The sequence below is a fragment of the Kitasatospora sp. NPDC059462 genome, assembly GCF_042749955.1.
In the GTDB taxonomy this organism is placed as follows: domain Bacteria; phylum Actinomycetota; class Actinomycetes; order Streptomycetales; family Streptomycetaceae; genus Kitasatospora.
Map to the genome: position 1 here is coordinate 1,786 of NZ_JBHYUU010000287.1, position 5,223 is coordinate 7,008.

At 74.5% G+C, this 5,223-nt stretch carries 2 protein-coding genes; both read left to right on the plus strand.

Going from position 1 to position 5,223, the window contains the following annotated elements; translation table 11 throughout:
- Positions 1 to 288: 288 nt before the first annotated feature.
- The gene (locus ACFXAM_RS36820; protein WP_380298067.1) at positions 289 to 2,097 is read left to right on the plus strand and encodes a glycosyltransferase family 2 protein; all 1,809 of its coding nucleotides are present in this window, start codon (positions 289 to 291) and stop codon (positions 2,095 to 2,097) included.
- 16 nt (positions 2,098 to 2,113) lie between these two features.
- Positions 2,114 to 5,188, plus strand: coding sequence for an acyltransferase family protein (locus tag ACFXAM_RS36825; protein WP_380298068.1), 3,075 nt, complete (start codon positions 2,114 to 2,116; stop codon positions 5,186 to 5,188).
- The last annotated feature ends 35 nt before the right edge of the window (positions 5,189 to 5,223 follow it).

The window sequence follows — 5,223 nt, forward strand, 5'->3', positions numbered from 1 at the left end:
TCCCCCGTCCGGGGGGTCTTACCCGCAGTCCCCCCCCCCCCGGGGGGGCGCCACCCGCACCTCGGTTGCCCCCCCCACGGGCGTTCTGCTGCCCGTTCGGCCGGCTCGGCGGGGGCCTCGCGGGCAGGTTGTTGGAGGAGTGTTCACGTCCGCTTGACCTGCTGCTTCGCGAGGACGGGGGAGGTGGCGCGGAGGTGGCGTCCGGGTCCCGGATGAGGGGGTTAATGGTCTATACCAATGCGGTACTGTGACCCGTGGAGCTGTCAGAAACACGGCTGTGGGGGCCACATGACTGTCCGACAGGTACGTCCTGTTTCCGCTTTGTCCTCTTCCTCTTCCGATCCTCTTTCCCATCTGCCGCAACCGCCGGACGACCAGGAGTTGTACTGGTACTTCGGGCCGCAGCGCAGGTGGGTGCTCGTCGCCAGTTCGGCGGCGTTCGTGTTCACCGCCGGGACGATGCTGACGTTCGCCCTGCGGACGCCGGCGCTCTGGATCTTCCTGGCCGTCCTCGGGCTCAACGTCGTCGCGCTGGGGCTGTCGTCCGTCAACAGCCTGCGGCAGCGGCGGCTCACCCGGCAGTCCCACGAGGTGCTGGTGCACGCGTGGGCGCCGGAGGAGCTGCCGACCGTCGACCTGTACCTGCCGACCTGCGGCGAGCCGCTGGACGTCCTGGAGAACGCCTACCGGGCGGTCGCCGCGGTGGACTGGCCCGGCGCGCTGACGGTCTGGGTGCTCGACGACGCCGACCGGTCCGAGGTCGCCGAGCTGGCGGCCGCGCACGGGTACCGCTACGTCGTGCGGCCCGACCGGGGGCACCTCAAGAAGGCCGGCAACCTCAACCACGCACTCACCCTGAGCAGTGCCGAGCTGATCGCGATCCTCGACGCCGACTTCGCGCCCAGGCCGGACTTCCTGCGCCACCTCGTCCCGTACTTCGCGGACCCGCGGATCGGCATCGTGCAGAGCCCGCAGTGCTTCGACACCGACGAGACCATGAGCTGGATCGAGCGCGCCGCCGGTGCCGCGCAGGAGTGGTTCTTCCGCTGGATCCAGCCCTCCCGCGACGCCAGCGACGCCGCCATCTGCTGCGGCAGCAACGCCGTCTACCGGCGGGCCGCGATCGACGAGGCCGGCGGGTTCGCCCGGCTCGACCACAGCGAGGACCTCTTCACCGGTCTCGGCCTGTACGCCAAGGGCTACCGCACGCTGTACGTCCCGGTGCTGGTCGCCAAGGGCACCTCGCCGGACAACCTCGCCTCGTACGTCAACCAGCAGTACCGCTGGGCGATGGGCAACCTGCACCTGCTCGGCTCGCCCGAGCTCAAGCGGATCGGCGCGCCCTGGCGGATGCGCCTCTGCTTCTACGAGGGGATCGTCGGCTACCTGGCCGCCGCCGTGAACATCTTCGTCGCGCCGCTGCCGCCGCTGGTGATGATGTTCTTCTATCCCGACCAGATCCGGCCCTGGCACGTGCTGCCGATGCTCGCGCCGCTCTGGCTCTGGCACGTGCTGCTGCCCAGGGTCAGCCGGACCCGCTGGCGGATCGAGGTGATCCGCTCCAACGTGCTGATGAGCGTCGCCGCCGGTGTCGCGTTCTGGCACACGCTGCGCGGGCGCAGCGCCGCCTGGGTGCCGACCGGCGCGGCCGGTTCGGCCGGTGCGGCCGGTTCGGCCGGTGCGGCCACCGGGACGGGCGCGGCCGGCGGGGACGCCCCCGGCGTGCGCGCCAGGCCCAAGTCCGGCGGGATGGCCCGGAAGGTGGTGCTGCTGTCGCTGGCCTGGCTCTGCGCCTCGCTCGGCGCCGGCGCGCTCGGCCTCGCCCTGGCCGTCGGCCGCTACGGCTGGGCGCCCAACTGGGGCCTCGGGCTCTACCTCGCGGTGCAGGCGCAGATCGGCCTGCCGCTGGTCCGCGACCTCCTCGGCGAGGTCCGCGGCGCCGCCCGCGCCGATGCCGCTGCCGCCGGGCCGAAGGCGCCCCGGACCGGCATGCTGCCCCGGCGCTGGCCCGAGGGACTGGCCGCCACCGCCACGCTCGTGCTCACCGCTCTGCTCGCCTCCGGTTGGGTCCGCCCGATGCTGCCCTGGCTGGGTTGAAAGGTCGTCGCCTTCCATGCCGTCTTCCCCGATACCGTCACCGCCGCCGTCGTCACCGCCGCCCGTCCCCGAGCTGCGGCCGACCGCCTTCACCATTCCCGGCCAACGGGACCGCGCCGCCTCCCGGGGTTCCGATGCCCCGGGCCCGGCGCCCCGTTCGGCCGGCTTCCGTCCCGACATCGAGGGACTGCGCGCACTCGCCGTGCTCGCGGTCCTGGCGTTCCACGCCGCCGTCCCCGGCCTGGCCGGCGGGTTCGTCGGGGTGGACGTCTTCCTCGTCGTCTCCGGCTATCTGATCACCGGCCTGCTGCTGCGCGAGGCCACCACCACCGGGCGGATCCGGCTCGGTGAGTTCTTCTCCCGCCGGGCCCGCCGGCTGCTGCCCTCGGCGGCGGTCGTGCTCGGCGCGGTGGCGCTGTTCGGCGCCTGGCTGACCGTGCCGCTGCGGCGCGCCGACCTGGAGTACGACGTGCTGGCGGCGGCGCTGTCCGTCGGCAACTGGCGCTTCGTCGCCCAGCAGACCGACTACCTGGCCGCCGGGCGGGACGAGAGCCCGCTGCTGCACTTCTGGTCGCTGGCGGTCGAGGAGCAGTTCTACCTGGTCTGGGCCCCGCTGCTGGCGCTCACCGTCCACCTGGTGCTCCGGGTGGTGCGGGGCGGCCGTGCGGACGGGCGGGGACGGGCGGTGCGGCCGGTCGCGGTCGCGCTCGCCGCCGTGCTGACCGCCGCCTCCTTCGCGCTGTCGCTGCGCTGGACGCAGGACTCCGTCTCGCTCGCCTACCTCGGAACGCCCTCGCGGGTCTGGCAGTTCGGGGTCGGCGCGCTGCTCGCCCTGCTGCCCTGGCACCTGCTGGGCGCGCCGCGGCTGCTGCGCGTGCTGGCCGGCTGGGGCGGGGCGGCGGCGATCGTGGGATGCGTGCTGGCGTACGACAGCACCACCCCGTACCCGGGCTGGGCGGCGCTCGTCCCGACCCTGGGCACGGCCGCCGTCATCCTGGCCGGCACCCCCGGGCGGGACGGGGCCGTGGCGCCCGGGCTCGGGGTGGACCGGGTGCTGGGCCTGCGCGTGCCGCGCGCGATCGGTCGGCTCTCCTACAACCTGTACCTGTGGCACTGGCCGGTGCTCGTGCTCGCCGGCGCGCAGTTCGGCCCGCTGGACTGGCCGGTGAAGGTGGCGCTCACCGCCGCCGCCGCGCTGCCCGCGGCCGCCGTGATGCGGTGGGTGGAACAGCCGCTGCGGCACAGCCGTACCGTCTCCGAACTCCCGCGCCGGGGCCTGTCGTTGGGCCTGGCCTCGGTCGTCATCCCGGTGGTGCTGGCGCTGGTCGTCGGCTCCGGCACGCTGCGCCTGCTGGGCCCGGCCGCGCCCGTCGACCTCCAGGGCCTGCCGCCCGGCTCGGCCGACGGCACCTCGCTGCTGGTGCGCACCACGGCTCCGGCGAAGGGGGCGGCGGTGGTGCCGGACGCCGTCCAGGCCCGTCAGGACTTCCCGCCGGACGGCGAGTGCGAGGTCGCCCCGGCCGCGACCACCAGCCCCGACTGCCGCTTCGGCGTGGTCGGCAGCCCGGACCGGATCGTGCTGCTCGGGGACTCGCACGCCGGGCAGTGGTTCTCCGCGGTGCTCGCGCTCGCCGCCGAACGGCGCTGGGAGCTGGAGGAGTTGGTCAAGCAGGGCTGCCCGCTGCCGGAGATCGCGGTGGTCAACCCGCAGTTGGGCCGCACCTACCGCGAGTGCGACACCTGGCGGGCGAACGCGCTGACCCGGCTCAAGGAGGGACCGAAGCCCCGGCTGATCGTCGTCTCCACCCTCAACCGGTACACCGACGACCGTGAACTGCTGCTCCAGGGCTGGGAGAAGACCCTCGCCCCGCTGCGCGAGCTGGGCGTCCCGATCGTCTACCTGCGCGACACCCCGGTCCCGGGGACGGACGTGCCGGCCTGCGTGTCCGGCCACACCGACGATCCGGCGGCCTGCGAGTTCCCGCGCGACAAGGCGCTGTGGGCGGACCCGCTCGCCGAGGAGATCGCGGCCGGCCGGGTGCCGGGGGTGCGCACGGTGTCGGTGAACGACGTCATCTGCCCCGGCAACGGCCGCAGTTGCCCGGCGGTGCTGGAGCGGATCCTGCTCTACCGCGACGACGCGCACCTCACCAACGTGGCCGCCGTCGTCCTCACGCCGCGCCTGGAGCGGCTGTTGACGGAGTCCGGCGCCCTGCCGTCCAAGGCCTCCGTCGCCTCCGCCGCCGCCGCCGCGGCGCCGACGGTCACCGCGGACGGCTGGACGCAGCTGCTGCGCGACGACTTCGACGGCCCGGCCGGCAGCCATCCGTCCGAGGCCGACTGGCAGTACGACCTCGGCACGTGCTACCCCGGCTGCCCGGCCGCGCAGTGGGGGACGGGCGAGATCGAGACCATGACCGACTCGACCGAGAACGTCCGGCTCGACGGCCGGGGCGCGCTGGAGATCGTGCCCACCCGGGACGCCGCCGGGCAGTGGTCGTCCGGGCGGATCGAGTCCCGCCGCGCCGACTTCGCCCCGCCGCCCGGCGGCGTGCTGCGGATCGAGGCCGGGATCGCCCTGCCGGACGTCACCGGCCCGGCCGCCGCCGGCTACTGGCCCGCGTTCTGGACCCTCGGCGGCGAGCTGCGCAACGGCTTCACGGGCTGGCCCGCCATCGGCGAGCTGGACGTCATGGAGCAGGTCAACGGCCGGGACGCGGTGTTCGGCACGATGCACTGCGGCGTCCTGGACGGCGGCCCCTGCCAGGAGCCGCGCGGTCTGGGCTCCGGCGACCGGCCCTGCGGCGCCGAGTGCCGCACCGGCTTCCACCGGTACGCGGTCGAGGTCGACCTCACGCCGGGCGCCGAGCAGGTCCGCTGGTACCTGGACGGGCGCGAGCACCACAGGGTGACCGCCGCGCAGATGGACCGCGCGACGTGGGACCGGGCCGTGAACCACGGCCTGTTCCTGATCCTCAACGTCGCCGTCGGCGGCAATCTGCCCGCCGCGTTCGGCGGCGCCGTCACCCCGGCGACCGAGCCCGGGCACCCGATGCGGGTCGACTACGTCTCCGTCGCCACCAAGCCGTAGCGGGCGGGCCGGAACGAACGGGCCCCGGGCCGGGG